At 48.5% G+C, this 530-nt stretch carries 1 protein-coding gene; it reads right to left on the reverse strand.

The window, feature by feature from the left end:
- Nucleotides 1-530, reverse strand: a 530-nt coding sequence (locus tag ABD985_RS07810) for a hypothetical protein (protein ID WP_345370672.1), incomplete at both ends; no start/stop codon positions are given.

Consider the following 530-nt stretch of genomic DNA (forward strand, 5'->3'; position numbering starts at 1 on the left):
GTTCGCATCCGGCGTATAAACCAGCTTGCCAATATCTGCTGCACTGATCAGCGTATCCACCGTGCTGACCACATTCCCATCATAACTCAACGTTCCGTCATCAGGGAAAATATGCAGCTGAATCTTACCCAGCGCTTCATTCTCCACATCGCTATAATCCTTGTTAAAGTCTGATAACTCGAAGGTGTAATCTGAATCCTCATCCAGTACCGTGCTATCGCCCGATACCGTCGGTGCATCATTCAATGGCCTCACGTACAACGTGAAGTGAACCGTATCGCTCAGCGCTCCAGACTCATCTGCCACCTTGAATACCAACGTATCCAATGGGCTTCCGTTCAGGTTCGCATCCGGCGTATAAACCAGCTTGCCAATATCTGCTGCGCTGATCAGCGTATCCACCGTACTTACCGGATTGCCGTCATAACTCAATGTTCCGTCATCAGGGAAAACATACAGCTGAACCTTACCCAGCGCTTCATTCTCTACATCGCTATAATCCTTGTTGAAGTCTGATAACTCGAAGGTGT

Source organism: Algivirga pacifica (assembly GCF_039543525.1).
GTDB lineage: Bacteria > Bacteroidota > Bacteroidia > Cytophagales > Flammeovirgaceae > Algivirga > Algivirga pacifica.